The organism is Micromonospora sp. ZG13, from assembly GCF_059359355.1.
In genome coordinates this window covers 1-26,627 of the sequence record NZ_JCADBQ010000005.1, presented here as the reverse complement: position 1 = coordinate 26,627, position 26,627 = coordinate 1, and the positions used below count along the sequence as shown (strand labels likewise).

Sequence of the window (26,627 nt, the reverse complement as noted above, 5' to 3'; positions counted from 1 at the left end):
CGGTAATCCGGAGGGGTGGCCGGGCGGCGCCCGGTACACTTGCCCCGTGCTGCTCTGCGAAGGCTGAACCGCCCCGCGCCGACGGGCCTCGTGCTCGCCGGCGCTTTCGCGTGCCCTGAGTCAGCCCTTCCAGACCCCGAGAGCGAGTCCTCCGACATGATCACTGCCACCGGCCTGGAGCTGCGCGCCGGCGCCCGGATCCTGCTGTCCGACACCACGCTGCGCGTGCAGCCGGGTGACCGGATCGGCCTGGTCGGCCGCAACGGCGCCGGCAAGACCACCACGCTGAAGGTGCTCGCCGGCGAGGGCCAGCCGTACGCCGGGCAGATCGACCGGCGCAGCGCCATCGGCTACCTCCCGCAGGACCCGCGCACCGGCGACCTGGAGGTCACCGGCCGCGACCGCGTCCTGTCCGCCCGCGGCCTGGACGTGCTGATGGCCCAGATGAAGGAGATCGAGGCCAAGCTCGCCGACGACGCCGACGACAAGCTGGTCCGCCGCTACGGCGCGCTGGAGGACCAGTTCGCCTCCCTCGGCGGCTACGCGGCCGAGGCCGAGGCCGCCCGGATCTGCGCCAACCTCGGCCTGCCGGACCGTGCCCTCGCCCAGACCATCGGCACGCTCTCCGGCGGTCAGCGCCGCCGCATCGAGCTGGCCCGGATCCTGTTCCGCGACGCCGGCGAGAACGGCGGCGGCATCCTGCTGCTCGACGAGCCGACCAACCACCTCGACGCCGACTCGATCACCTGGCTGCGCAGCTTCCTCGCCAACCACAAGGGCGGCCTGATCGTGATCTCCCACGACGGCTCGCTGCTCGAGTCGGTGGTCAACAAGGTGTGGTTCCTCGACGCCACCCGCTCGGTCGTCGACGTCTACAACCTGGGCTGGAAGGCGTACCTGGAGGCCCGCGAGACCGACGAGCGGCGCCGCCGCCGGGAGCGCGCCAACGCCGAGAAGAAGGCCGGCGCGCTGATGGCGCAGGCCGACAAGATGCGGGCCAAGGCCACCAAGACCGTCGCCGCGCAGAACATGGCCCGCCGGGCCGAAAAGCTGATCTCGGGCCTGGAGGAGGTACGCGTCGCCGACAAGGTGGCGAAGGTGCGCTTCCCGAGCCCGGCCCCGTGCGGCAAGACCCCGCTCACCGCGACCGGCCTGTCGAAGTCGTACGGCTCACTGGAGATCTTCACCGACGTCAACGTGGCGGTCGACCGGGGCTCCCGGGTGGCCATCCTCGGGCTCAACGGTGCCGGCAAGACCACCCTGCTGCGGATGCTCGGCGGGCTGCTGGAGCCCGACACCGGCGGGGTGCACGCCGGGCACGGCCTGCGGCTCGGCTACTACGCGCAGGAACACGAGACGCTCGACGTGGACCGTACGGTGCTGGAGCACATGCGCAGCGCCGCCATCGAGCAGACCGACACCGACCTGCGCAAGATCCTCGGCGCGTTCCTCTTCTCCGGTGAGGACGTGGACAAGCCGGCCGGGGTGCTCTCCGGCGGTGAGAAGACCCGGCTCGCGCTGGCGACCCTGGTCTGCTCCGGCGCCAACGTGCTGCTGCTCGACGAGCCGACGAACAACCTCGACCCGGTCAGCCGGGAGCAGGTGCTGGACGCCATCGCCCGCTACCCGGGCGCGATCGTGCTGGTCACCCACGACCCCGGCGCGGTCATGGCGCTCAAGCCCGACCGCGCCATCCTGCTGCCCGACGGCGACGAGGACGCCTGGAGCGACGACCTCCTGGAACTGGTGGAACTGGCCTGACCATCCGCTCTGACCCGCCCCCCGGGCCGGGGCGACCCGGTGGGGCGGGTTGCGGTGGGTGCGGGTGGGTCGTGCGGTCAGCGCAGGAGGTCGCGTAGGTGGGGCAGGACGCCCGAGGTGGCCAGGATGACCACGCCGATGGCGATGAAGATCGCCGGAACGAGCCAGTGGCCCGCGCGCCCGACCAGCCGCGTCACCCGGGGGTGGTTGCCGAGCCAGGCGCCGGCCGCACACCACAGCGCGATGAGCACCACGAAGACCAGTAGGAAGACCGCGCTGTCCGCCGGGCCGAGCGCCCGGAACACCGGTACGTAGACGGCGATGTTGTCGGCGCCGTTGGCGATGGTCACTCCGGCCACGCCGATGGTGGAGCCCACCACCGCGGGTGTCTCGTCGGCGTCGCGGTCGAGCAGCGCGCGGACGCCGAGAGCGACCGGCAGCAGGCCGAGCAGCCCCGTCCAGGGATCGGGCACCACCAGGAGCCCGGCCGCGACCACGGCGCTGGCCAGGGCGAGGGCGCCGATGCCCAGGTACTGCCCGGCGACGATCTGCCAGGGCCGGGGGCGGCCGGTGGTGCGGGCGGCGACGAAGAGCAGCGTCAGGACGACGATGTCGTCGACGTCGGTGGCGGCGAACACCACGGCGGCACCGGCGGCGGTGCCCAACAGGTCGATCACGCCAGCAGGGTACGGGCGGGCCGCCCGTCGAGCCGGCTGAGCCCGTCGCGCCCGCCGAGTCTGCCGCGCGTGGTCGGGGCGGGCGTCCCGGAGGTCGGGAGCATCACTCTATCGGGAAGCTGACATTGCATAGCGTGTCGGTTGGCGAAGAGTTGATATCTGGCGCATGATCGTTCGAGGCGGTCTAATAGGTGGGACCGTATCCGAACCGCACAGTCTGGGACGTGAGGACACAGCATGGCAGCCACTGGCACAGCCACCAGCACTGAGAAGGGTCGCCGGATCGTCGGAGCCGAGCGTCAGACGCTCGCCAAGGACCTGGTAAAGCGGTACACCTCGGGTGAGAGCATCCGCGCGCTCGCGGCCTCGACCGGCCGTTCCTACGGGTTCATCCACCGGGTGCTCACCGAGTCCGGGGTTCAGCTGCGGCAGCGTGGCGGCGCCCGACGCCGCAAGAAGGCGTGACCCGCCCACCAGCGTCGTCCATCAGCGCCGCTCCCCGGGTCGCTCGGTGACCGCCGAGACGACCGGGGTCCGGCTGGAATGCGACGGGCCGGTCGCGACGGTCACGTTGTGCCGGCCCGACGTGCTCAACGCCCAGACTCCGGCGATGTGGCGCGCGATGAGCGAATTCTCCCGCGACCTTCCCGGCGACGTACGCGTCGTGGTCGTGCGCGGCGAGGGGCGGGCGTTCTCCGCCGGCCTCGACCTGTCCGTGGCCGGTGCCTCCGGTCCGGGGTCGTTCGCCGAGCTGGCCACCCTGCCTGAGCAGGAGTGTGCCGACCGGATCGCGGAATACCAGGGCGGCTTCACCTGGCTGCACCGCCCCGACGTCGTCTCCGTCGCCGCCGTGCAGGGGCACGCGATCGGCGCCGGCTTCCAGTTGGCGCTCGCCTGCGACCTGCGCGTGCTCGCCGAGGACGCGAAGCTCTCCATGGCCGAGGTGACGCTCGGCCTGGTCCCGGACCTCGCCGGCACGGGACGCCTGGTCGACCTGGTCGGCTACAGCCGCGCGCTGGAGATCTGCGCGACCGGTCGGCGGATGGACGCCGCCGAGGCGGACCGGATCGGCCTGGCCACCCTGGTGGTGCCCAACGCCGAGCTGGACGCCGCGGTGCGTGACCTGACCGCCGGGCTGCTCGCCAACGACCGCAACGCCGTGGTGGAGATCAAGGCCCTGCTCGCCGGCGCGGCCGGTCGGTCCGCCGCCGAGCAGCAGCGGGCCGAGCGGGAGGCACAGACCCGCCGGCTGCGCGATCTCGCCGGGCGCGGAGAATAGTAAGGACCGTTCGGGAAGACCCGGGTTACGGCCGAGGTTGTCAGAGTCGTCGGGACAATTGACCTGACGGTGCGGTCAGCCCGACGACCCGGAGGTGAACGTGTCCAACTCGATGTCGGGCGGCGGCATGGCCGGTTGGAGCATGCTCCGGTCGATGCGCAACCGCGACGAGATCTCCACGCACCGCCTCAAGCGCGGGGTGGCCCGGCGGATCGTGGCCTTCGCGCGGCCCTACCGCCGGGACATCGTCGTCTTCCTGGTCACCGTGGTGCTGGCGGCGGTCATCGGGGTCGCGACCCCCGTGCTCGCCGGCGACGTGATCGACACGATCACCCGGGGCAGTGCCGACGCCGGCAGCGCGGTGATCCGGCTGGCGCTCGTCATCGCCGGCCTCGCGGTGGCCGACGCGCTGCTCTCGCTCGCCCAGCGGTGGTATTCGGCCCGCATCGGCGAGGGCATCATCCTGGACCTGCGCACCCGGGTCTACGACCACGTCCAGCGGATGCCGTTGCAGTTCTTCACGCGTACCCAGACGGGGGCGCTGGTCAGCCGGCTCAACAACGACGTGCTCGGCGCGCAGCGGGCGTTCACCTCGACGCTGTCCGGGGTGGTCAGCAACGTCATCCAGCTCGTGCTCACCGCCGCGGTGATGTTCACCCTCTCCTGGCAGATCACCGCGCTCTCACTGGTGCTGCTGCCGGTCTTCATCATCCCGGCCCGCCGGGTCGGCAAGCGGCTCGCCGAGATCACCCGGGAGTCCTACAACCTCGACGCGAAGATGAACGCGACGATGACCGAGCGGTTCGGCGTCTCGGGCGCGTTGCTGGTGAAGCTCTTCGGCCGCCCCGAGGTGGAGGCGCGTCGGTTCGCCGGGCGGGCCGAGCGGGTGCGCGACATCGGCATCCAGTCCGCGATGTACTCGCGGACCTTCTTCGTGGCGATGCTGCTGGTGGCATCGCTGGCCCAGGCGCTCACCTACGGGCTCGGCGGCTGGCTGGCGGTCACCGGCAACGTCAGCGCCGGCACCGTGGTGACCCTCGCCCTGCTGCTCACCCGCCTCTACGGCCCGCTGACCGCGTTGTCCAACGTCCGGGTCGACGTGATGAGTGCCCTGGTCTCCTTCGACCGGGTCTTCGAGGTGCTCGACCTGAAGCCGACGATCGAGGAGCGGCCCGACGCCGTGCCGGTGCCCCGTGACGCCGGTCGGATCGAGTTCCGCGACGTGCGGTTCCGCTACCCCAGCGCCGCCGAGATCTCGCTCGCCTCCCTGGAGGAGGTCGCCGCCCTCGACCGTACGGTCAACGAGCCCGTGCTCAGGGGCGTCTCGTTCGCGGTCGAGCCGGGGCAGATGGTGGCGCTGGTCGGCCCCTCCGGCGCCGGCAAGTCGACGCTGTCCATGCTGATCTCCCGCATCTACGACGTCACCGACGGGCAGGTGCTGGTCGGCGGGGTCGACGTCCGTGACGCCTCCCTCGACTCGCTGCGCGACGAGATCGGGGTGGTCACGCAGGACTCGCACCTGTTCCACGAGACCATCGCCGAGAACCTGCGCTACGCCAAGCCGGACGCCACCGACGACGAGATCTGGGCGGCCCTGGCCGGGGCGCAGGTCGCCGACCTGGTCCGGGCGCTGCCGGAAGGGCTGGACACGCTGGTCGGCGAGCGCGGCTACCGCTTCTCCGGCGGCGAGAAGCAGCGCATCGCGATCGCCCGGCTGCTGCTGAAGGCCCCGTCGATCGTGATCCTCGACGAGGCGACGGCGCACCTCGACTCGGAGAGCGAGGCCGCCGTGCAGCGGGCGCTGTCGGTGGCGCTGACGGGGCGTACCGCGCTGGTGATCGCGCACCGGCTCTCGACCGTCCGCGACGCCGACCAGATCCTGGTGCTCGACGGCGGGCGGATCGTCGAGCGGGGTCGCCACGAGGAACTGGTGGCCGTGGGCGGGCTCTACGCCGAGCTCTACCGCACCCAGTTCGCGGTCGCCGACTCGCCCACCCCGTACGTCGACGCGACCGGGCCCGAGCCGGTGGCCGTGCCGCCGCTGCGGCCCTACCTCGCCGACGAGGCGCTCCCGCCGGCGGCGGCCAACTGACGCTGCCGGGAGTCGCGGCCAATCACCGCCGGTCGGCGGCGCGACTGCCGCTGCCGATCGGCGCCTCAGTCGGCGGTGACCGCCGCCCGCAACTCCCCGAACGCGGCGCCGAGCGTCTCCGGGGTGAAGTGCGCGTTCAGCCCGCTGGGGTTGGGCAGCACCCACAGGCGGGCGCCCGCCAGCGGCTCCGGCTGCGGCCCGAAGGCGGCCTTCGGCCGGGCGAACCCGATCCGGTACGCGGTCACCCCCACCACGGCCACCCACCGGGGCCGGTACCGCGCGACCTTGGCGGTGAGGATCTGCGCCCCCTCGAGAAGTTCGGCCGGGGTCAGCTCGTCGGCGCGGGCGCTGGCCCGCGCGACCATGTTGCTGATGCCCAGGCCGTAGCCCGGCAGCTCGTCCTGCTCGCTGGGGTGCAGCAGCCGGGGCGTGAACCCGCCCCGGTGCAGCGCCGGCCAGAACCGGTTGCCCGGCCGGGCGAAGTGCCATCCGGTCGCCGCCGACCACAGGCCCGGGTTGATCCCGACGAAGAGCACGTCCAGGCCGGGGGCGATGACGTCGGGGATGGTGCGCTGAGCGGCCGCGGCGAGTTCCTCCCGGGTGGGGCGCGGATGCCGTGCGGCCGCGTCCGTCGTTCCCGCCCGCCGCCGGGCGGGGGAGCCGGGGGCCGACCTGCCGGCGGGCGCGGGCATCACAGGCTCCGCAGTACGCCGCCGTCGACCGGCACGGTGACCCCGGTCAGGTAGCTCGCGGCGGGGGAGAGCACGAACGCGGCCACCCGGCCGAACTCGGCGGGGGCGCCGATGCGGCGCAACGGAATGGCGGCCTCGGCCTCCGCGCGTGCCCGCTCGGGGTCGCCGGTGGCCGCGAAGAGCTCCACGTTGCGGTCGGTCATGATCCGCCCCGGCAACAGCCCGACCACCCGTACGCCCCGGGGGCCGTACTCGTCGGCGACGTCCTTGGCCATGCCCGCCAGGCCGGGCCGTAGGCCGTTGGAGATGCCCAGGCCGGGCACCGGCCCGCGCGCCGAGGTCGACAGGACCAGCCCGACGGCCCCGCCCGCGTCCCCGGCCAGGTTCTCGGCGACGGTACGGACCATGCGTACGGTGCCGAGGAAGACCGTCTCGAAGGAGTGGCGCCACTGCTCGTCGGTGACCGATGCGGCGCTGCCGGGCGGCGGTCCGCCGACCGAGACCAGCGCCCCGTCCAGCCGCCCGAAGTGCTCCCGGGCCGCCGCGACGAGGCGCTGCGGCGTCTGCGCGCCGGCCAGGTCGGCGGTCAGCCCGATCGCCCGCTCCGGCCCGCCGAGGCGCTGCGCGGCGGCGGCCACCGCGTCGGCGTCGCGGGCGGAGAGCACGACGCGGGCGCCGTCGGCGACGAGGCACTCCGCGGTGGCGTAGCCCAGCCCCCGGGAGGCGCCGGTGAGTACGTACACCCGATCGGTCAGTCCGAGATCCATGCCGTCGATCCTGCCGCACCCGGCCGGATCCGCCAGCGGGGCCCTCGGACCGCCAGGCGGCCGACGACCAGTGGCGGACGGTCCAGTGGCAGCGGACGGTCCAACGGTGGAGGGGCCAGCGGCGGGCGGTTCAGCGGTGGGCGGGGCGCAGCAGGCGTACCCGACCGGCGACCTGGACCGCGACGGCGCCGCCGGCGCGCCCCCACGCCGGCAGCCGACGCGGGCGCGGCGGTGCGTGCCCGTCGTAGCGGTGGGCGGCCTCGCGCGCGGCCAGTTCCTCCGCGCCCAGCGGCGGCAGCGCGCTCCGGTCGCGCAGGTCACGGGCCAGGTCCCAGCCGTCGCGCAGCGAGCCGCCGGTCGGCCGCCCCGACGCCCAGCGGGCGAAGGTCGCCGACCACTGCGGACCGAGACCGGTGGCGAGCAACGGCCAGTGCCGGGCCACCTCCCCGGCGCGTTTGCGCAGCAGCGCGGCTCCGGCGGCGGCGAGCGCCGCGGGGTCGAAACCCGCCGGCGCGGGGCCACCGGCCACCAGCGCCGCCACCAGCGCCGCCTGCCGCTCGGCCAGGTCGCCGCTCACGTCACCACCGGGAAGCCGGACGCGGCGGCCAGGGCGTCCAACTCGGCGCGCAGCACCGGGGCGGGCGGGTAGTGCCCGTCGCGTTCCAGCAGGAGCGCGGGTGGCCGGCGGCGGGCGCACAGCTCGCGCAGCAGGTCCAGCACCGGCGGCGGCACCGGATCGGTGTGCGTGTCGTGGTAGTAGCCGCCGTGCTCGGCGCCGCCCGCGACGTGCACGTAGGAGACCCGGTCCAGCGGCAGCCGGTCGAGCAGCGCGGCCGGGTCGGTGCCCCGGTTGCGGGCGTTGGCGTACACGTTGGCGACGTCGAGCAGCAGGAACGCGCCGGTGCGGTCCAGGATCTCGGTGAGGAAGTCGGCCTCGTCCAGCTCGTCGTCGGGCCAGTCGAACAGGGCCGCGATCGGTTCCAGCGCGAGCGGCACCGGCAGCCCGGCCTGCGCCCGGGCGACGTTGGCGCACACCGCGTCGACCGCCTCGCGGCTGCGCGGCAGCGGCAGCAGGTGGCCGGCCTCGACGCCGCCGGCCCGGACGAAGGCGATGTGCTCGCTGACCAGCGGCGCCCCGACCAGCTCCGCCACCGCGCCCAGGTGGGCGACGCGGGCCGGGTCGACCGGTTCCGCGCCGCCGAGGGACAGGCGCACGCCGTGCGGTACGACCGTCACGTCGCGCTCGCGCAGCGCGGCCAGCCCCGCCGGCAGCGGCCCGGAGGCGGCGACGCCCTCCGCGACCACCTCCACGAAGCGCAGCCCGGGCAGGTCGGCGACGAACCCGGCGATCTCCGGCCGCCAGCCGATGCCCACCCCGTGTGGGCCGGTCATCCGCCGCACCCGCCTCCGCCGCAGCCCCCGCCGCCCCCGCACGAGCTGCCCCCGCTGCACGAGCTGCCCCCGCCGCACCCGCCGCCGCTGGAGGAGGCGCCGGTGCCGCTGATGGCCTGGCGCTGGATCTCGGCCTGGCTGGCGAAGCCGGGGTCCATGGCGTAGAGCGACGCGGTGCCGAACAACGCGACGCCCATCGCGGCGCCCGCCGCGCCGTACGTGGCGTAGGCCGGGGCCGAGGCGGGCGCGAGGTAGGTGTGCTGGCGCCGCAGGTCGCGCAGTGCCCGGGTGGCGGCGCGGGTGCGCCACGGCACCCGGTGCAGGAGGACGGCCACGACGATCAGCGGGATCTGGCTCAGCACGAGCCAGCCCACCGGACGGTCGTTGGCCAGCCCGGCGACGATGCGTGCCACGCCGACCAGCAGCAGGGCGGTGAGCAGGAACGCGCCCAGGCGCAGCGCGGACCGGCGGGCCGGTGCGAGCGCGAGCCCGCGTTGCTCCAGGCTGGCCCGCAGCTGATCGAGCGCCCGGACGACCCACTCGTCGCGGGCCAGCTGCCGGGTGGTGGCGTTGCGGCCGGCCGCGAAGTGGATCGCCTGGTCCAGCGGTGTGATCCCGGCCGGCAGCGGCCCGCCGGTGGTCAGCCGCCGATCCGGTCGTACGCCGATGGCGCCGCTGCTGCGCAGCGCGCCGACGGAGGCCCAGATCGCCAGCTGCTGCCCGCCGTTGAGGTAGGCGACCTGCTGCGGGCCGAGCTGGCCGACGTGACCCACCGACGGGCCGGCGAGGACCGCGAGCCGGTGGACGAGCGTACCGACGACGATCACGACGGCCACGAGGAGATAGACCCGGAGGAAGGTAGGGCCGGAGATGCCCCAGGTGTCACCAGGTGCGGCGGGGACGGTCATCTGCTGCTCCTTCGGGCGAGGGGGATCGCGGCCCAATTGTGGAGCAGCCCCGCCAGGGCGTACCCACCGCGTGGGCCGAGTTACCGGACCGATACGCGTGGCAGCGGGCGGACGGTCAGCGGCGGCGCACGGCCTCCTCGACCAGGTCGAGCACCGGGCCGAGGTCGCCGGCGGGGCGGCCCATCGCCAGGTGCAGCACCAGGCCGTCGTAGGCGAGTTCGAGGAACTGGGCCAGTACGTCGATCGGCACGTCCTCGCGGAGCACGCCCGCCTCCCGCTGCCGGGCCAGCCGGTCGCGGGTCGCCTCGGCGACCGCCGCCGACCGCTGCGCCCACCGCTTGGCGAACGCCGGGTCGGTCCGCAGTCGCCGGGACACCTCCAGTTGGCTGCCCAGCCAGCCGGTGGTGTCGGGGGAGACGGCGCCGGCCAGCAGGTCCCGCATGACCTGGACCAGGCCGTTGCGGGCCACGGTCTCCACCATGGCCGCGGCGTCGTCCTCGGCGACGGCGAGGAAGAGCGAGTCCTTGTCGCGGAAGTGGTGGAAGATCGCGCCCCGGGACAGCCGGGTGGCCTCCTCCAGCCTGCGGACGGTGGCGCCCTCGTAGCCGTGCCGGGCGAAACACGCCCGCGCGGCGGCGAGGATCTCCTGTCGGCGCGCGTCGAGCTGGTCCTGACTTACTCTGGGCACGGGTCGATCGTGACAGCTCACCCTCCGTTGTGCAAACCGTACGTACGGCTTGGTTTGGGGCGCGCGCATGATCATCCGTAGGGCACGCGCCGGTTAGGATCGCCCCGTGATGCCACTCCCCACCGCCGTCGCGGTCCCCGCCGCGCCGCTGACCGTCGCGGCCGTGCAGGCCGAGCCCGTACCCGGCGACGTGGTCGGCAACGCGGCGAGCGCCGCCCGGCTGGTCCGCCGCGCCACGGAGCGCGGCGCCCGGGTGACCGTGCTGCCGGAGCTCTTCCTGCCCGCGTACCACCTGCCGACGCTGGCGGCCGATCCCGCCGGCACCGACGTCGCGGCCGATGCGGCGGCCACGGTCGACGACGCGCGGCTGGACCCGCTGCGCGAGGCGGCCCGCGACGGCGGCGCGGCCGTGGTGGTCGGCGCCGCCGTCCGGCACCCGGACGGCCGGCGGACGATCTCCGCCCTGCTGGTCGACGGGGCCGGCGACGTCCGCGTCGGGTACGACAAGCAGCAACTGTGGAGCGGCGAGCGGGAGCTGTTCGTCGCCGGTGACCGGGGCGCGACCCTGCTCGTCGACGACTGGCGGCTCGGGCTCGGCATCTGCTACGACGGCTGCTTCCCCGAGCACGGCCGGGCCGCCGCGGCCGACGGGGCGCACGGCTACCTCTGCCCGAGCGGCTACCTGGCCGGCTCCGAGCACCGCCGCGACCTCTACTACGCCGCCCGCGCGCTGGACAACACGATGTACGTGGTGTTCGCCAACCTCGTGGGCGGCGCCGACCCGTGGCGGTTCAACGGTGGCGCCGCCGTCTACGACCCGGAGGGCCGCCCGTTGGCCCGGGGCGCGGACACCGGCGAGGCCGTGCTGGTCGTCGCGCTGGCCCCGGAGCCCCTCGCGGCGACCCGGTCCGCCCACTGCATGCTGCTCGACCGCCTGCCCGACCAGGGCGGGCCCCGGGCGGCCCTGCCGGCCTGACGGGTCGCCGGAAGCCGGCTCGGCACTGTCGGCGGGCGGTGGCGGTCCCGTAGGGTGCCCGAGTGCCGCTGCTCCTGCTGGACCTGGACAACACGCTGCTCGACCGGGCCGGTCCGTTCCGCGCCTGGGGGGAGCGTTTCCTGGCCGGTGTCGGCGCGCCGCCGGCCGACATCGACTGGCTGCTGTCCATCGACGCCGACGGGCTGACCGACCGGTGGGACGTGGCCGACGCCGTACGGGACCGCTACCGGCTGCGGATCCCGTCCATCGACCTGGTCGAGGAACTGCACGACTGCGTGGTGGCCGACGTCCGGCTCGATCCGCTGGTGGCCTGCGCGCTGCGGATCGCCGACGAGGCGGGATGGACGCCCGTGGTGGTCAGCAACGGCGCGGTACGGCAGCAGGAGGCCGTCATCCGGCGTACCGGACTGGACCGCTTCGTCGCCGACTGGGTCATCTCCGAGGAGGTCGGCGTCAGCAAGCCCAACCCGAGGATCTTCGCGCTGGCCGCCCGGCGGGTGCGGCTGCCGTTACGCGGCGCCTGGGTGGTCGGCGACGGCCCGGAGGTGGACATCGGGGGCGCCGCCGCCGTGGGGCTGCCCAGCGTCTGGCTGCACCGGGGGCGGAGCTGGGTCGACAGCCGGTTCGCCCCCACCCGCACCGCCGACGGCGTGATCGCCGCCGTCGCGGCGGTGCTCGCCGCCTGACGGGCGGCGGGCCGGGCGTAAATCGGTTGACCCGGGTGGCGCCGGCGCGTGAGCATGGTCGGCGCATCGTGCAACCGGGCGCGCCCGGTCGAGGAGAGGGGGTCGGTCATGGCCGTCTTCGCAGGTCACTTCCACCTGCCCCCATCAGCCTCGAGCAAGGGAACACCACCGCAGTGCGCGATCACGACCTTCCGGCGCGCGAGCGCCGTACCCGCGGCAAGCGCCGCTTCGACGACGACGAGCAGCTCTTCCTGAAGCGGGGCCGGGCCGCCGGTCCCGCCCCCGCCGACCCGGACGCCGAGCCGGACCCCGAGACGGGGGACAGCTGGTCCTCCTGGGACGACGCCGTGCAGGGCCCGCAGCCCCACCCCGACTGGCTGGTCACCGAGCTGGCCGCCAGGGACACCGAGCTGGGGGTGCTCAAGACCGGCAAGGAGGCGGACGTCCACCTGGTCCGCCGGGCGGTCCCTGACACCGACCGGTCCTGCCTGCTGGCCGTCAAACGGTACCGGGACCCCCAGCACCGGCTCTTCCACCGCGACGCCGGCTACCTGGAGGGGCGCCGGGTCCGCCGGTCCCGGGAGAACCGCGCGATGGCCGGGCGCACCGCCTTCGGCCGGCAGATGATCGCCGGGCAGTGGGCGGCGGCCGAGTTCGCCGCGCTGGCCCGGCTCTGGGAGGTCGGCAGCCGGTACGGGACGATCTCCGTCCCCTACCCGGTGCAGGTGCGCGGCACCGAGCTGATGCTGGAGTTCCTCGGCGACCACGACGAGGGGCTGGCCGCGCCCCGGTTGGCCCAGCTGCGGCCGGAGGCGGGGGAGCTGCGCGAGCTGTGGGGACAGCTCGTCGACGCTCTCGTGGTGCTCGCCCGCGCCGGCCTCGCGCACGGTGACCTGTCGCCGTACAACCTGCTGGTGCACGCGGGGCGGCTGGTGTTGATCGACCTGCCGCAGGTGGTCGACGTGGTGGCCAACCCGCAGGGGCCGGAGTTCCTGGCCCGCGACGTCCGGGTGGTCGCCACCTGGTTCGCGGCCCGCGGCCTGCCGGCGGCGGACGCCGATCCGGCCGCGCTGACCGCGTTGCTGCTGCGGGAGGCGGGGATCCGCTGACCGCGACGTCCCGGGCGGCCGGCACCTGCCGCCCGGGACCGGGTCACTGGAGGTAGCGCTCGACCGCCGGCTTGGGACGCAGGCCCTGGGCGTCGGGGTCGCCGTGGGTCTGCCGGGCGGCTCGCCGTCGCCGCAGCAGGTCCCAGCACTGGTCGAGGGACTCCTCCAACTCGCGCAGCCGGGTACGGGCGTCGTCGTCCGTGCCCGACTCGCCGGCCTGCGCGTCGGCGCGCAACCGGTGCTCCTCGTCGACCAGCTCGGAGATGCGGTTCAGGATGGTCTTGTCGTCCATCCCCTGAGCCTGGCACAGGCCGTGCGGGGCGCGCCCGGGTTCCACCGCCGTGCCCGCCGCTGCGGTAGGTTGCCCAGCCATGGTCCCCACCGTCCGGGCCGCCGGCCCCACCGACGCGGCAGGGGTCGTCGCCCTGCTCCGCGCCGCCCGCCCCCATCTGGTGGTCACGCCGCAGGTGCTCGCCTGGCAGGCGACCGGCAAGCCGGCGGAGCGCTTCGGGATGCTCGTCGCCGAGGCGGGCGGCGGGATCGCCGGCGTCGCCCGTACGGGGCTGCTGCACGAGAGCGCGGAGCCTGGGCTCGGCTTCGTCAACCTGGTCGTGCACCCCGAGGAGCGTCGGCGGGGCGTCGGCTCGGCCCTGCTCGCCGCCGCCGAGGAGCGCCTCGTCGGACTCGGCGTGCGCCTGGCGTACGCCCGGGTCGTCGACGAGCCGGCGTCGCTCGCCTTCGCCGAGCGGCACGGGTACCGGTCCGGCCGGCGCAACGTGATCCTGGGGCTGGACCTGGCGACGGCGGTGCTGCCGCCCGCGCCCGCCCCGCCGACCGGGGTGCGGCTGGTCACGGCGGCGGACCTGCCCGACCCCCGTCCGCTGTACGAGGCGGACCTGACCGCCGCCGCCGACGAGCCGGGCGACGTCGGGATGGACGAGATCAGCTTCGGCGACTGGCGGGCCGCGTACTGGGACCGGCCGGACCTGGACCGGGCGCTCAGCACGGTGGCGACGGCCCACGGGGTGGTGGTGGCGTTCACCGTCGCGCTGACCGACGGGCGCGACCGCTACCTGTCGGGCATGACGGGCACCCGGGCGGGGTGGCGGGGTCGGGGCCTCGCCCGGCTGGTCAAGCACGCGTCGCTGCGGGCGGCCCGGTCGGCGGGCCTGCGGTGGGCGTGCACCCTGAACGACGCCGGCAACGACGCGATGCGGGCGGTGAACGCCTGGTGCGGGTACCGCCCGATGGCCGCCGAGTGGCGCCACCTGCGCACCCTCCACGAGTGACGCCCGACACGAAATCCTTCATGGACGAGCATTCCCATGAGCAAAATTCTCGTTCGACGGCTAGCGGATTCTCGGCGGGTGGTGGCATGCTTCCCGAATCGTGACGCAAGGCAGCCGTCTGCGTGACGGTCTGTCACAGCGGAGCGTGACCAAGGGGGAGGAGCCGCGGGTGCGGGATGCCATGGCCGGGCGGAGCGTCGACGACGCGCGAGGGCGGGCCGCCCGCTCGATACCACTGTGGAGGATGCTCCCGGGTCTGCTGCGTGACCCGCTGGGCCAGCTCGTCGCGGTGGCCGACTCCGCCGAGGGCGAGATCGTCCGGCTCAACCTCGGGACGATCCGTCCGTACCTGGTCACCGAGCCGGCCCACGTGCAGCACGTCCTGCGCGACAACGAGGCCAACTACACGCGTGGCGGCAACAGCATGCTCTGGCGTCCGGTGCGGCGGCTCACCGGCGAGGGCATCCTGTCCGACGGGCCGCAGTGGCAGGCCAGCCGCGCGCGCATGCAGCCGCACTTCACCGCCAAGCGCATCGACTCCCTCGTGGACACCATGAGCCGCGCCGTCAGCGACGCCGTCGACGAGTTCGACGAGCCGGCGCGCACCGGCCGGTGGTTCGACGCCGGCACCGAGCTGGGACGGGTCATCTGCCGGGCGATCAGCAGCGTCTTCTTCGCCGACCGGGTGAGCCTCGCCGACCAGCTGCGGATCGTCGCCGCCCAGGGCACGATCGTGACGGCGCTGCGCGCCCGGCTGCTCCTGCCGTTCGTGCCCGACGCGGTGCCGGTGCCGGGCGACCGCGCCCTGAGCCGCGCGATCGGCGTCGTCGACGACATCATGCTGCCGCTCGTACGCGCGGAGATGGCCAACCCGCGCGACGGCGACGACCTGCTGGCCGCCCTGGCACGCGCCCGCGACGAGCAGGGCCGCCCCCTCGACGAGCGGCAGGTCCGCGACGACGTGGTGGCGTCCTTCGCCACGGCGACCGAGACCACGTACGCCGTGCTGACCTGGCTGTGGCCGATCCTGGACGCCCACCCCGAGATCGCCGAACGGCTCTACGCCGAGCTGGACGAGGTGGTGGGGACCGACCGGACGATCAGCCGGGAGCAGCTGCGGGCGCTCACCTACACCCGGGCCGTGGTGGACGAGCTGCTGCGGATGTACCCGGCGGGCTGGCTGCTGCCGCGCACCGCCCTCGCCGACGACGTCATCGGTGGCACCAGGATCAAGGCGGGCAGCATCGTCGTCGTCAGCTCCTACATCACCCAGCGGCTCGCCCGCTTCTGGGACCGTCCGGACGTCTTCGACCCCGAGCGCTTCCGCGGCGACCAGTCGCGCCGCGGCCACCGGTACGCGTACTTCCCGTTCGGCGGCGGCCCGCACCAGTGCCTCGGCATGTACCTGTTCAATCTGGAGGCCCCGCTGGTGGTGGCCACCATGCTCAGCCGCTACCGCTTCCGGCTGCGGGAGCCCGGCATGCCGCCCAAGCAGTTGGCGGCGGCCCTGCGGCCGGGCCGGCCGGTGGTCATGGCGCTGAGCCCGGTCCGCGAGCGGAGGCCGGCATGACCGCGCTGCCGACGGCGACGCCCGACGGGCGCGACGAGCTGCGCGACGCCCAGGAGCAGGGCCGCATCTGCGGCCTGGCGGTACGCGGCCAACGCGACCTCCAGGCGTCGGCCGCGGCCCGCCCCGAACTGTTCCCCGCCGAACCGTTCGACACCATGCTGTTCGCCAACATCTCGCTGGCCATCGCCTTCGGTGCCCCGTGGTGCACGGCCGAGCAGCTGCGCGCCGCGAACCGCACCGTGCTGTGGGGCTTCGCCCTCGACTGGCTGATCGACCACCGGGCGCGTACCCGCGACGAGGTCGACGGGCTCGTCGCGCGCTGCCGCGCGGTGGCCGCCGGCGAGCCGCCCGCCCCCGACGACCATCTCGGCACCTACCTGGCGGCACTCCAGGAGGAGCTGGCGACGGTCCCCGCCTTCGCCGCGTACCGTCCGCTGTGGCGCGACCGGGTGGACGCGACGGTGCGGGCGATGGCCCGCGAGTGGGAGTGGAAGGCGGCCTGGCGGCCCGGGGACCGGGCGTCCCTGCCGAGCCTCGACGCCTACCTCGACAACGCCGACAACCACGCCTGCACGATCGTCAACGTCGCGCACTGGCTCTACACCGGCGACGAGGCCACCCTCGCCCGGCTGGACGAGCTGGTCGCGGTCAGCGACCAGGTGCAGCGCGCCCTGCGCCTCGTCAACGACCTCGGCACCTACGAGCGCGACCTGCGCTGGGGCGACCTGAACGCGCTGCTGCTGGTCGAGGACCGCGCCGAGGTGGAGCAGCGGCTCGCCGCGCTGGTGGACAGCTGCCGCCGGATGCTGGTCCCGCTCCGCACGACCTGCCCGCGCGAGGCGGACTACCTGGCCCGGCAGGTCGGCTTCAGCAGCGGCTTCTACCAACTGGCCGACTTCTGGGGGATGTCGTGACGGCGGCGCCCGTCGCCGCACCCGACGTCGGCGGCGCCGGGCTCGCCGCCGCCGGCCGTGAACTGGTGGCGGCGATGCTGGCCGCCCCCGCCGGCACGGTCTCGCCCTCGATCTACGAGACCGGCCGGCTGGTCGGCGACGCGCCCTGGCTGCCGGGGCACGCCGAGCGGCTGCGGTACCTGCTGGCCGCTCAGCGCGCCGACGGCGGATGGGGAGCGCCCGGCGCGTACGGCCTGGTGCCGACCCTCAGCGCGGTGGAGGCGCTGCTGAGCGCCCGGCGTACCGACAGTCGGGAGGCGCACCGGCTCGCACCGGCCGTGGACCGGGGAGTGGCGGCGCTGCGGGACCGCCTGCTGGTGGCCGTCGAGCCCGTGCCGGACATGCCGGGCGTCGACCTGATCGTGCCCGCCCTGATCGACCGGATCGACGCGCTCCTCGACGGCGGCGCGGTCGGTCGGAGCCGGCCGGCGGCGCCCGCGCTGCCGATGCCGTACGGCATGACCCGGCACCGGGCCGAGGCGGTCGGGCGGCTCCTCGCCACCGGCGGGCCCGTGCCGCAGAAGCTGTGGCACGCCTTCGAGGTGCTGGACGCGCGGGCGCGGGTGTGCCTGCCGGCCCGGCCCGTCTCCGGTGCCGTCGGCGCCTCGCCCGCCGCCACCGCGGCCTGGCTGGGCGATCCCACCCGTCCGGGTGCGGACCCCGCCGCGCTGGCCTACCTGACCGGCGCCGTCGCGCGCGGCGGCGGGCCCGTGCCGTGCACGACGCCCATCGCCGTGTTCGAGCGCGCCTGGGTGCTCAGCGGGCTGGCCCGGGTCGGCGCGGCGACGGGCGTCCCCGCCGAGCTGACCGGCGGGCTGGCCGCCGCGCTCGGACCGACGGGCGCGGCCACCTCGCCCGGCTTGCCGACCGACGCCGACACCACCGCCGTCACCCTCTTCGCGCTGGCCCGCCTCGGGCGCCCGGTCTCGCCTGACAGCCTCCTGGCGTACGACACGGGGGCGCACTTCTGCACCTGGCAGGGCGAGGACGGCGCCTCGGTCACCACGAACGCCCACGTCCTGGAGGCGCTGGGCTGGCACGCCCGGCACCGGCCGGGTCGCCCGTACGCCGACGTCGTGCGGCGGGTGGCCGGCTGGCTGGTCGACGGCCAGCACGCCGACGGCAGCTGGACGGACCGCTGGCACGCCTCCCCGTACTACGCGACGGCCAGCGTCGCGGCCAGCCTCGCCGAGTACGCGCCCGACACCGTCGGCGAGCGGCTCGACCGGGCGGTCGACTGGGTGCGCGACACCCAGCGCGACGACGGCTCGTGGGGACTGTGGGCCGGCACGCCGGAGGAGACCGCGTACGCCCTCCAGGTGCTGCTCGGCTCCGGGCGCGCGCCCCGGCCGGGCCTGGCCCGCGTCGTGCGCCGGGCGCTCGCCTACCTCGACGACCACGGCGAGGGCACCGTCGACGTTCCACTGTGGCATGACAAGGATCTCTACCACCCGGTGCTGATCGTGCGGGCCGCCGTGCTCGCGGCGCGGCACCTGGCCCGGCTGACCGGCCACGCGGGACGGTGAGCGCGGCGATCGGGTGCCCGCCATGACGCACCGGTCATGATCAGGACTGCTTGAGTGATCGTCGTGACACTGCTACCGTGCGCCGGGTCGGTCGAAGCGCCATGCGGAAGCCGCCGATCGGATGAATCAGACTCCCCGCCAGGGATGGTTTTCAATGGGTTCCCGCAGCTCCAATCTGCGCCGGAAAGTCGTGGCTCTACTGGCCTCACTCGTTGCGCTGTGGGCGTTCGCCGCGTGGGTGACCCTCCGGGAAGGCGTCAGTCTCCTCTGGGTGCAGGTGCTCGACGCGCAGGTCGCCCAGCCGGGTGAGCCGCTGGTGCTGGAGTTGCAGGCCGAGCGTCGCGCGTCCGCGGCGTACCTGGGGGGCTCCGGCGCGGCCGAGCGGGAACAGCTCGACGCGCAGTGGCGGCGCACCGAGGGCGTCGCCGACGACTTCCGCAAGTCGGTCAGCAGCTGGCGGGTGGACCTGGCGGCCGACGAGAGCCAACGGCAGATCGACGCGGTCGTCAGCGGGCTCGACCGGCTCGGCGGCGTACGCGAGTCCATCCGCGACCGGCAGGTCGACCGCGCCACCGCCACCCGCGCCTACACCGAGCTCATCGACTCGGTGCTGCGGATGTACGGGTCGCTGGGCAACCTGGACGACGAACGGTTCACGCAGGAGACCGCGGCGCTGATCGACCTCGTCCGGATCCGTGAACTCATGTCCCAGGAGGACGCCCTCGTCACCGGCGCCCTGGCCGCCGGCCGGATGACGCCCGAGGAGACCGCCGCGTTCGCCCGCGCCACCGGCGCCCAGCGCTACCTCGACAGCCAGGTCCGCACCGACCTGTCGAGCGCCGACCGGACCCGCTACGAGGCGCTGCTCAGCGGCGAGGCGTACACCACGTTCCGGGCCCTGGAGGACCGGGTCGTCGTGCAGGGACGCGCGGGCGGCGCGCCACCGGTGTCGGCGACCGAGTGGCGCGCGGCGGCCGACGTGGTGGTCGAGGAGCAGCAGCGCTTCATCATCGAGGCCGGTGACGCGCTCGTGGAGCGGGCCGCGCCCATCGCCGTCGGTGTCGTCCTGCGGCTGGTGCTGGCCGCCGGTCTGGGCCTGCTCGCCGTCATCGCCTCGATCGTCGTGTCGATCACCACCGCCCGGGCCCTCGTGCAGCAGCTGGAGCGGCTGCGCGACGCCGCCTTCCGGCTCGCCAACGAGCGGCTGCCCGGCGTGGTCGAGCGGCTCGGCCACGGCGAGGAGGTCGACGTCGCCAAGGAGGCGCCGCCGCTGGAGTTCGGCGACGACGAGATCGGCCAGGTCGGCAAGGCGTTCAACGCCGTGCAGGAGACCGCGATCCGCACCGCCGTCGAGCAGGCCGAGCTGCGCCGCAACGTCCGCGAGGTCTTCCTCAGCCTGGCCCGGCGCACGCAGGCGCTGGTGCACCGCCAGCTCACCCTGCTCGACGCGATGGAGCGCCGCGAGCACGACGCCGAGGAGCTGGAAGACCTGTTCCGGGTCGACCACCTGGCCACCCGGATGCGGCGCAACGCCGAGAACCTCATCGTGCTCTCCGGCTCCACCCCGGGCCGCGCCTGGCGGCGTAACGTGCCGATGGTCGACGTCGTGCGCGGCGCGGTCGCCGAGGTGGAGGACTACACCCGGGTCAACGTGCTGCCGCTCGGCGCCGTCTCGCTCACCGGGCGCGCGGTCGGCGACGTCATCCACCTGCTCGCCGAGCTGATCGAGAACGGCCTGTCGTTCTCGCCGCCGCACACCTCCGTCGAGGTGCGCGGGCAGATGGTGGCCAACGGCTTCGCCATCGAGATCGAGGACCGTGGCCTGGGCATGAGCGAGGAGGACCTGGCCGCCGCGAACCACCGGATCGTCGACCAGTCCGAGCTGAACCTGGCCAACGCCTCCCGCCTCGGGCTCTACGTGGTCAGTCGGCTGACCGAGCGGCACGGCGTGCGGGTGCAGCTCAAGGAGTCCGCGTACGGCGGCACCACGGCCGTCGTGCTGATCCCGGCCGAGCTGGTCACCGCCGACGACGAGGACCCGAGCACCTCCGGCGGCTTCCCGGCCGGTCTGCCCGCCGCTACCCGGGCACCCGGCACGCCCGGCCAGGTGCCGCCCACCGCCGAGCCGCCGCTCGCCGCGGTGCCGGTGGCGCTCGCCGAGCCGCTCGCGCCCCGTACGCGGCCGGCTCCGGACACCGACGCACCCGCCGAGGGGGACGCCGACACGGGCGGCCTGCCGACCCGGTCGCGCGGCCGGAGCCTGTCGACGGCCGCCCCGGCCCTCGACGCGCGGCTGCCCGTCCGGCCGCGTGCCGGCTCCGAGCAGTACGCCCTCGACGGCCCGACCTTCCCGACCGGCCTGCCGGTGGCCGCCGCCCGGCCCGCGCCGCCCGAGGCGCCCGGAACGCCGGACGCGCCGGAGGCGGACACCGGGTCCACCGCGACCGGCGGCCCGGCGCCGACGGCCCGCCAGGTGACCGCGCGCACCGACTCGGGGCTGCCGGTGCGGGTGCGCCAGGCCAGCATCGTGCCGGAGCTTCGTGACGATCCGGCCGCCGGCGGGGACGACGACACCGACGACGAAACGGCGCGCCCGCCGGAGCAGGTACGCCGGATGATGAGCTCCTACCAGACCGGCACCCGGCGCGGCCGTACGGACGCCGCCCGGCTGCTCGGTGGAGCGGGCGACAGCCGTACCGAGGCCGGCGGGGAACCCGACGCCGGCGACGACCTGCAAGCGACCTGACCGGCGCCGCGACGGCGCGGGGGACCTCCGCGCCGTGACGGTCAGCCGAGACGAGCACGGCGACAACTGCCGGGGGAGAAGAGGACGACGAGTGGCGCAGAAGACGGCTTCGAGTGCCGACCTGACGTGGTTGCTGGATGATCTGGTCGGCCGGGTGAAGCAGGCCGACCACGCGGTCGCGCTCTCGACGGACGGCCTGTTGATGGCCGCCTCGCGAGGGCTCAGCCGGGACGACGCCGAGCACCTGGCGGCCATGGCGGCCGGCATCCAGAGCCTGGCCCGGGGCGCGGGCAAGCGCTTCGGCGGCGGCCAGGTGCAGCAGACCATCATCGAGATGCAGTCGTCGTTCCTGTTCGTCACAGCGGCGGGGCGCAACGCCTGCCTCGCCGTCCTCGCCAGCGAGGACGCCGACGTCGGCCTGATCGCCTACGAGATGGCGATGCTGGTCACCCGCGTCGGCAAGTACGTGGCGTCGCCGACGCGGACCGGCGAGCAGCAGACCGGTGAGAAGTAGCCGCGATGACGGTGCAGGGGGAGTCCTCGGAGCACCAGTGGGTCGATGACCATGCCGGCCCGGTCGTGCGCCCGTACGCGGTGACACGTGGCCGGGCCCGGCCGGTCACCGGCACGTTCGACCTGATCTCCCTGGTGACGGCGACCCGCGCGGACGTGACCCCGGAGGTCGGGCTGGGCCCGGAGCACCTGGCGATAGTCGGGCTCTGCCAGCGGATCCAGTCCGTCGCCGAGATCGCCGCCCACCTTGACCTGCCGGTGGGCACCATCCGGGTCCTGCTCGGTGACCTGGCGGCCCGCAGCCTGGTGCAGGTACGCGAACCGCACACCACGGCCGGCCTTCCCGACAACAGCGTTTTCGAGGCGGTAATCAATGGACTACGGGCACTCTGAGCGGCCGGCGGGAGCGACGCCACTGCCCACCGCAATCAAGATCCTCGTCGCGGGCGGCTTCGGCGTCGGCAAGACCACCATGGTCGGCGCGGTCAGCGAGACGCGCCCGCTGCGTACGGAGGAGGTGTTGACCGAGTCCGGCGTCGGCATCGACGACCTCTCCGGGGTGGAGAGCAAGACGACCACCACCGTCGCCATGGACTTCGGCCGCATCACCATCAGCGACGACCTGGTGCTCTATCTCTTCGGCACCCCCGGCCAGGACCGGTTCTGGTTCGTCTGGGACGAACTGGCGCTCGGCGCGCTCGGCGCGGTGGTGCTGGCCGACACCCGGCGGCTGGCCGACTGCTTCCCCTCGATCGACTACTTCGAGGGCCGGGGCACGCCGTTCGTGGTGGCGGTCAACTGCTTCGAGGGGGCCCGGCAGTACCGGCTCGACGAGGTGCAGGCGGCGCTCAACCTCGATCCGGGGGTGCCGGTGCTGCTCTGCGACGCGCGGCAGCGGGAGTCCAGCAAGGAGGTGCTCATCACGCTGATGGAGCACGCCATGAAGACCCGCGAGGCCCGCCGCCGCGCCGCCGCAACCGAGTAACCGGACCACCGCCACCACCACCGCAGCCGCTGTTGCGGGGTGGCCGCCGTTGCGGCTGCCCCGCGTCGCTGTTCCGTGCCCGCTGCGTCGCGTCTTCTGGCGCGTTGCTGCCTGCTGCGCCGCGCTCCCGGATGAGATCTTGGTAGGGAATGGCCCCTCCGGGGGCACTTCCGTACCAAGATCTCCGGGCGTGCACCGGTGCCAGCGCGCCGGCACCGGCCGCATCTGAGCGGACACGCGAGGGGCCCCCTGCCGTCGTGGCAGGGGGCCCCTCGTCCGTGTCGTCAGTTGGCGATCATGCGACGCAGCACGTACTGCAGGATGCCGCCGTGCCGGTAGTAGTCCGCCTCGCCCGGGGTGTCGATCCGGACCACCGCGTCGAACTCGACGCCGGTGTCGGTGCTGACCTTGACCGTACGCGGGGTCTCGCCGTCGTTCAGCGCGGTGACCCCGGTGATGGAGAACGTCTCCGTGCCGGTGAGGCCGAGCGACTCGGCGGTCTCGCCGGCCGGGAACTGCAGCGGGAGCACGCCCATGCCGATCAGGTTCGAGCGGTGGATCCGCTCGTACGACTCGGCGACGACCGCCCGGACGCCGAGCAGCATGGTGCCCTTGGCCGCCCAGTCGCGCGACGAGCCGGAACCGTACTCCTTGCCGGCCAGCACGACCAGCGGGATGCCGGCCTCCTGGTAGGCCACGGAGGCGTCGTAGATCGAGGTCTGCTCGCCGGTCAGGTGGTTGACCGTGAAGCCGCCCTCGACGCCCGGGACCAGCTGGTTGCGCAGCCGGATGTTGGCGAAGGTGCCCCGGATCATCACCTCGTGGTTGCCCCGGCGCGAGCCGTACGAGTTGAACTCGTGGCGCGGCACGCCGTGCTCGGCGAGGTACGTGCCGGCGGGCGAGTCGGCCTTGATGGAACCGGCCGGCGAGATGTGGTCGGTGGTCACCGAGTCGCCCAGCTTGGCCAGCACCCGGGCGCCGGTGATGTCGACGACCGCCTTCGGCTCGCGTTCCATGCCCTCGAAGTACGGGGGCTTGCGGACGTAGGTCGACTCGTCCGCCCAGGCGAACGTGTCGCCGGTCGGGGTGGGCAGCGACTGCCAGCGCTCGTCACCGGCGAAGACGTCCTCGTACGCGGCGCTGAAGCCGGTGGCGCCGATCGCCGAGGCGATGACGTCCTGGATCTCGGCGCTGTTGGGCCAGATGTCCCGCAGGAACACCGGGTTGCCTTCGCTGTCCTCGCCGATCGGCTCGTTGGCCAGGTCGATGTCCATCGTGCCGGCCAGCGCGTACGCGACCACCAGCGGCGGGGACGCCAGGTAGTTCATCTTGACGTCCGGGTTGATCCGGCCCTCGAAGTTCCGGTTGCCGGAGAGCACGGAGACGACGGCCAGGTCGGCCTCGTTGACCGCGGCGGAGACCTCCTCCGGCAGCGGGCCGGAGTTGCCGATGCAGGTGGTGCAGCCGTAGCCGACCAGGTGGAAGCCGAGCTTCTCCAGGTAGGGCGTGAGGCCGGCCCGCTCGTAGTAGTCCATGACGACCTTGGAGCCCGGGGCCAGGGTGGTCTTCACCCACGGCTTGCGGTTCAGGCCCTTGTCGACGGCGTTGCGGGCCAGCAGGGCCGCGCCGATCATCACCTGCGGGTTGGAGGTGTTGGTGCAGGAGGTGATCGCCGCGATCACCACGGCGCCGTGGTCCAGCTCGTACTCGACGCCGTCGGCGCCGGTGACCCGGGTCGGGTTGCTGGCCCGCCCGCCGGAGCCGACGGCCGCCGTCTTTAGGTCGCGCGGCGCGTCGGCCGGGTCGCTGACCCCGTTGGCCGGGGAGTCGCTGGCCGGGAAGGACTCGGCGCTCGCCTCGTCGGCGTGGCCCTCCACGCCGAACGGCTTCTCCTGCTGCGGTACGCCCGACTTGCGGCCACGGTCGCCGCCGGTCTCGTCGGCGGCCACGTAGTCGGTCAGCGCCGAACGGAACAGCGTCTTGGCGTTGCCCAGCGGGACCCGGTCCTGCGGGCGCTTCGGGCCGGCCAGGGACGGCTCGATCGTGCCCAGGTCGAGCTCCAGGCGCTCCGAGTACTCCGGCTCGGCCTCCGGGTCGTGCCAGAGGCCCTGCTCCTTGGCGTACGCCTCGACGAGCGCGACCTGCGCGGCGTCGCGGCCGGTCAGCTCCAGGTAGCGGACGGTCTCGGCGTCGATCGGGAAGATCGCGACGGTCGAGCCGTACTCCGGGGACATGTTGCCGATGGTGGCGCGGTTGGCCAGCGGCACGGCGCTCACGCCGGGGCCGTAGAACTCGACGAACTTGCCGACCACGCCGTGCTTGCGCAGCATCTCGGTGATGGTGAGCACCAGGTCGGTGGCGGTGGTGCCGGCCGGCATCTCGCCGGAGAGCTTGAAGCCCACCACGCGCGGGATCAGCATGCTGACCGGCTGGCCGAGCATCGCGGCCTCGGCCTCGATGCCGCCGACGCCCCAGCCGAGCACGCCCAGGCCGTTGACCATCGTGGTGTGCGAGTCGGTGCCGACCACGGTGTCCGGGTACGCCTGGCCGTTGCGCTCCATGATCGTACGGGCCAGGTACTCGATGTTGACCTGGTGCACGATGCCGGTGCCCGGCGGGACGACCTTGAACTCGTTGAACGCGGTCTGGCCCCAGCGCAGGAACTGGTAGCGCTCCTTGTTGCGCTCGTACTCCAGCTCGACGTTGCGCTCGAAGGCGTCCTCGCGACCGAACAGGTCGGCGATGACGGAGTGGTCGATGACCAGCTCGGCCGGGGCGAGCGGGTTCACCTTGGTGGCGTCGCCGCCCAGCTCGCGGACGGCCTCGCGCATGGTGGCCAGGTCCACCACGCAGGGCACGCCGGTGAAGTCCTGCATGAGCACCCGCGCCGGGGTGAACTGGATCTCGACGCTCGGGTCGGCGTCGGATTCCCAGGCCCCGAGCTGCCGGATGTGGTCGGCGGTGATGTTCGCGCCGTCCTCGGTCCGCAGCAGGTTCTCCAGGAGGATCTTCAGGCTGTAGGGGAGCCGTTCGTGGCCCTCCACCTTGCTGATCTTGAAAATCTCGTAGCTCGCGTCTCCGACGCGTAGCTGGGTCTTCGCACCGAAGGTGTCGAGGCTCGCCACGTCGTACTCCTTCACACCAGCGACCGTGAGTAGTCCTGAGCAGTCTGTCGCACCGGTCGGGGTGCCGCCGTGGTTAGGGGACACTTACCGCCGATTCTCCGTCGTCAACAAAACCGTACGTCCGTCTTGCTAACTTCGCAACCTCGTGCCATCGTTCGGGACGAGGAGGTGCCACCATGATCCATCACGTCCAGCTCGCCTGCCCACGCGGCTCCGAGGAGGCGTCGCGGGCCTTCTACGTCGGCGTGCTCGGGATGACCGAGAAGCCCAAGCCACCCGCGCTCGCGGCCCGTGGCGGCTGCTGGTTCACCGGTCACGGCGCGGAGCTGCACCTGGGCGTGGAGGACGACTTCCGCCCCGCCCGCAAGGCCCATCCCGGTCTGCTCAGGCCGGACCTGGACACGCTCGCCGCCCGGCTGGCCGCCGCCGGATACCCGGTCACCTGGGGCGACGACGAGCTGCCGGGCATGCGCCGCTTCCACTCCCAGGACGCGCACGGCAACCGACTGGAGTTCCTCGCCCCGATCGACTGACCCGCCACTGCCCCCGAGGCGCGCTCTGGCCGCTACGGCCGCAATCGCTGTTCGCGCCCGCCCCGCCCGGGCTGCTGGGCTCGGCCGGCTGAGTCGCCCCCGCGCCTCACGCCCGGCTCAGCGGCATGGCGAGAGGGCTGGTCCCCGGGCTCGGCGCAACGTCCCGGCTCGGCGGCGTGGCGCCTCCGGCTAGCTCGACGCCCGACAACGGTATGACGAAAGGGCCGGCCCCCGGGTGGGGGTCGGCCCTTGTCGTCGTTGGGTGGTGCGGGGCTGCTGGTCAGGCGGTGTAGCCGCGGGTGGCGATCCAGTCGGCGAGGTTGTCGACGCTCATGCGGT

Annotated in this window: 25 protein-coding genes; 16 read left to right on the top strand and 9 right to left on the bottom strand. The window is 74.0% G+C overall.

Features of this window, described 5'->3' with window-relative positions:
• Nucleotides 1–156: 156 nt before the first annotated feature.
• Nucleotides 157–1,761: an ABC-F family ATP-binding cassette domain-containing protein gene (locus AC5L34_RS12900; protein ID WP_494825044.1), complete on the top strand. Its 1,605-nt coding sequence runs from the start codon at nt 157–159 to the stop codon at nt 1,759–1,761.
• 77 nt (nt 1,762–1,838) lie between these two features.
• Here the strand turns inward: AC5L34_RS12900 and AC5L34_RS12895 are convergent, their stop codons facing one another.
• Nucleotides 1,839–2,438 carry a cadmium resistance transporter gene (locus tag AC5L34_RS12895; protein ID WP_357659236.1) on the bottom strand — a complete coding sequence of 200 codons (600 nt, stop codon included), beginning with the start codon at nt 2,436–2,438 and terminating at the stop codon, nt 1,839–1,841.
• Between the two features lie 237 nt (nt 2,439–2,675).
• Here AC5L34_RS12895 and AC5L34_RS12890 point away from each other — a divergent pair, with 237 nt between their 5' ends.
• From AC5L34_RS12890 to AC5L34_RS12880, 3 genes are all read left to right on the top strand, one after another.
• A complete protein-coding gene (locus AC5L34_RS12890; RefSeq protein WP_007462679.1) occupies nt 2,676–2,903 on the top strand; it encodes a helix-turn-helix domain-containing protein in 228 nt (75 codons plus the stop codon).
• Between the two features lie 46 nt (nt 2,904–2,949).
• Nucleotides 2,950–3,717: an enoyl-CoA hydratase/isomerase family protein gene (locus AC5L34_RS12885; RefSeq protein ID WP_088999386.1), complete on the top strand. Its 768-nt coding sequence runs from the start codon at nt 2,950–2,952 to the stop codon at nt 3,715–3,717.
• A 112-nt stretch (nt 3,718–3,829) separates the two neighbouring features.
• Nucleotides 3,830–5,809 carry an ABC transporter ATP-binding protein gene (locus AC5L34_RS12880; RefSeq protein WP_494825353.1) on the top strand — a complete coding sequence of 660 codons (1,980 nt, stop codon included), beginning with the start codon at nt 3,830–3,832 and terminating at the stop codon, nt 5,807–5,809.
• 65 nt (nt 5,810–5,874) lie between these two features.
• Here the strand turns inward: AC5L34_RS12880 and mug are convergent, their stop codons facing one another.
• From mug to AC5L34_RS12850, 6 genes are all read right to left on the bottom strand, one after another.
• Nucleotides 5,875–6,501 (bottom strand): G/U mismatch-specific DNA glycosylase, encoded by a 627-nt coding sequence (mug, locus tag AC5L34_RS12875; RefSeq protein WP_441174695.1) that lies wholly within the window; start codon nt 6,499–6,501, stop codon nt 5,875–5,877.
• Entirely contained in the window at nt 6,501–7,268 is a 768-nt protein-coding gene (locus tag AC5L34_RS12870) for an SDR family oxidoreductase (protein WP_494825037.1), read from the bottom strand. The genes mug and AC5L34_RS12870 overlap by 1 nt, the downstream gene beginning before the upstream one ends.
• Before the next feature lie 130 nt (nt 7,269–7,398).
• Entirely contained in the window at nt 7,399–7,845 is a 447-nt protein-coding gene (locus AC5L34_RS12865; RefSeq protein ID WP_494825035.1) for an SCO6045 C-terminal-like domain-containing protein, read from the bottom strand.
• Nucleotides 7,842–8,660 carry an MbnB/TglH/ChrH family RiPP precursor modification enzyme gene (locus AC5L34_RS12860; RefSeq protein ID WP_441174690.1) on the bottom strand — a complete coding sequence of 273 codons (819 nt, stop codon included), beginning with the start codon at nt 8,658–8,660 and terminating at the stop codon, nt 7,842–7,844. Before AC5L34_RS12860 ends, AC5L34_RS12865 begins: the two co-directional genes overlap by 4 nt.
• Entirely contained in the window at nt 8,657–9,568 is a 912-nt protein-coding gene (locus AC5L34_RS12855; RefSeq protein ID WP_441174689.1) for a TIGR04222 domain-containing membrane protein, read from the bottom strand. The genes AC5L34_RS12860 and AC5L34_RS12855 overlap by 4 nt, the downstream gene beginning before the upstream one ends.
• A gap of 115 nt (nt 9,569–9,683) precedes the next feature.
• Nucleotides 9,684–10,256, bottom strand: coding sequence for a TetR/AcrR family transcriptional regulator (locus AC5L34_RS12850; RefSeq protein ID WP_101411614.1), 573 nt, complete (start codon nt 10,254–10,256; stop codon nt 9,684–9,686).
• Nucleotides 10,257–10,365: 109 nt separating this feature from the next.
• Here AC5L34_RS12850 and AC5L34_RS12845 point away from each other — a divergent pair, with 109 nt between their 5' ends.
• The 3 genes from AC5L34_RS12845 (at nt 10,366) to AC5L34_RS12835 (ending at nt 13,048) form a co-directional block, all read left to right on the top strand.
• A complete protein-coding gene (locus AC5L34_RS12845) occupies nt 10,366–11,232 on the top strand; it encodes a carbon-nitrogen hydrolase family protein (protein WP_494825351.1) in 867 nt (288 codons plus the stop codon).
• 62 nt (nt 11,233–11,294) lie between these two features.
• Nucleotides 11,295–11,939 (top strand): HAD family hydrolase, encoded by a 645-nt coding sequence (locus tag AC5L34_RS12840; protein ID WP_088999391.1) that lies wholly within the window; start codon nt 11,295–11,297, stop codon nt 11,937–11,939.
• A 173-nt stretch (nt 11,940–12,112) separates the two neighbouring features.
• On the top strand, nt 12,113–13,048 hold the full coding sequence (locus AC5L34_RS12835; protein ID WP_357721418.1) for a serine protein kinase RIO: 936 nt from the start codon (nt 12,113–12,115) through the stop codon (nt 13,046–13,048).
• A gap of 43 nt (nt 13,049–13,091) precedes the next feature.
• On the opposite strand, the gene AC5L34_RS12830 is transcribed toward AC5L34_RS12835, so the two are convergent.
• The gene (locus AC5L34_RS12830) at nt 13,092–13,340 is read right to left on the bottom strand and encodes a DUF2630 family protein (RefSeq protein ID WP_101411608.1); all 249 of its coding nucleotides are present in this window, start codon (nt 13,338–13,340) and stop codon (nt 13,092–13,094) included.
• A gap of 79 nt (nt 13,341–13,419) precedes the next feature.
• On the opposite strand from AC5L34_RS12830, the gene AC5L34_RS12825 reads away from it, so the two are divergent.
• The 8 genes from AC5L34_RS12825 to AC5L34_RS12790 all read left to right on the top strand — a co-directional run bounded on the left by AC5L34_RS12825 (nt 13,420) and on the right by AC5L34_RS12790 (nt 22,630).
• Nucleotides 13,420–14,337: a GNAT family N-acetyltransferase gene (locus AC5L34_RS12825; RefSeq protein ID WP_494825031.1), complete on the top strand. Its 918-nt coding sequence runs from the start codon at nt 13,420–13,422 to the stop codon at nt 14,335–14,337.
• Nucleotides 14,338–14,566: 229 nt separating this feature from the next.
• Nucleotides 14,567–15,907: a cytochrome P450 gene (locus tag AC5L34_RS12820; protein ID WP_441175127.1), complete on the top strand. Its 1,341-nt coding sequence runs from the start codon at nt 14,567–14,569 to the stop codon at nt 15,905–15,907.
• The gene (locus AC5L34_RS12815; RefSeq protein ID WP_441174684.1) at nt 15,904–16,821 is read left to right on the top strand and encodes a terpene synthase family protein; all 918 of its coding nucleotides are present in this window, start codon (nt 15,904–15,906) and stop codon (nt 16,819–16,821) included. The genes AC5L34_RS12820 and AC5L34_RS12815 overlap by 4 nt, the downstream gene beginning before the upstream one ends.
• The gene (locus tag AC5L34_RS12810) at nt 16,818–18,386 is read left to right on the top strand and encodes a prenyltransferase/squalene oxidase repeat-containing protein (RefSeq protein WP_494825029.1); all 1,569 of its coding nucleotides are present in this window, start codon (nt 16,818–16,820) and stop codon (nt 18,384–18,386) included. The genes AC5L34_RS12815 and AC5L34_RS12810 overlap by 4 nt, the downstream gene beginning before the upstream one ends.
• A gap of 190 nt (nt 18,387–18,576) precedes the next feature.
• On the top strand, nt 18,577–21,132 hold the full coding sequence (locus AC5L34_RS12805; RefSeq protein WP_441174682.1) for a nitrate- and nitrite sensing domain-containing protein: 2,556 nt from the start codon (nt 18,577–18,579) through the stop codon (nt 21,130–21,132).
• A 91-nt stretch (nt 21,133–21,223) separates the two neighbouring features.
• Nucleotides 21,224–21,646, top strand: a complete 423-nt coding sequence (locus AC5L34_RS12800) for a roadblock/LC7 domain-containing protein (RefSeq protein ID WP_088999398.1) — start codon at nt 21,224–21,226, stop codon at nt 21,644–21,646.
• A 5-nt stretch (nt 21,647–21,651) separates the two neighbouring features.
• On the top strand, nt 21,652–22,038 hold the full coding sequence (locus AC5L34_RS12795; RefSeq protein ID WP_363902771.1) for a DUF742 domain-containing protein: 387 nt from the start codon (nt 21,652–21,654) through the stop codon (nt 22,036–22,038).
• A complete protein-coding gene (locus AC5L34_RS12790; protein WP_358090356.1) occupies nt 22,019–22,630 on the top strand; it encodes a GTP-binding protein in 612 nt (203 codons plus the stop codon). The genes AC5L34_RS12795 and AC5L34_RS12790 overlap by 20 nt, the downstream gene beginning before the upstream one ends.
• Nucleotides 22,631–22,914: 284 nt before the next feature.
• Here the strand turns inward: AC5L34_RS12790 and AC5L34_RS12785 are convergent, their stop codons facing one another.
• Entirely contained in the window at nt 22,915–25,770 is a 2,856-nt protein-coding gene (locus AC5L34_RS12785; RefSeq protein WP_494825026.1) for an aconitate hydratase, read from the bottom strand.
• Between the two features lie 161 nt (nt 25,771–25,931).
• Between AC5L34_RS12785 and AC5L34_RS12780 the strand changes: the two genes are divergently transcribed.
• On the top strand, nt 25,932–26,288 hold the full coding sequence (locus tag AC5L34_RS12780) for a VOC family protein (RefSeq protein ID WP_441174680.1): 357 nt from the start codon (nt 25,932–25,934) through the stop codon (nt 26,286–26,288).
• The last annotated feature ends 339 nt before the right edge of the window (nt 26,289–26,627 follow it).